This is a genomic window from Pseudomonas sp. PME37.24/025 (genome assembly GCF_055556615.1).
Genome location: NZ_JBVHNK010000114.1, coordinates 1 through 279, shown reverse-complemented (window position 1 = coordinate 279; position 279 = coordinate 1). Strand labels below are relative to the sequence as shown.

Here is a 279-nt window from a genome sequence, read left to right as displayed (position 1 = left end):
GAGGACCGAGAGCACGGATGCCAGCTGCTCAGGGTTGTTGATCGTCCAGCTCTTCTGCGGCTCGAGGCGGATGCGCGCACCGTTGATGCCGCCGCGCTTGTCGCTGCCGCGGAAGGTCGAGGCGGCGGCCCACGTCGTGGTGACGAGCTGCTGCACGGACAGTCCGCTGTCGAGGATTCGCTGCTTCAGCACCGCGGCGTCGGCCGCGTCGATGAGCGGGTGGTCGACCGCGGGCACGGGGTCCTGCCAGTCGAGCACCTCGGCCGGAACCTCAGAGCC

At 69.9% G+C, this 279-nt stretch carries 1 pseudogene; it reads right to left on the bottom strand.

The window, feature by feature from the left end:
- Window positions 1-279, bottom strand: a pseudogene (locus tag ACZ3HH_RS29730) (catalase/peroxidase HPI); the annotation flags it as partial.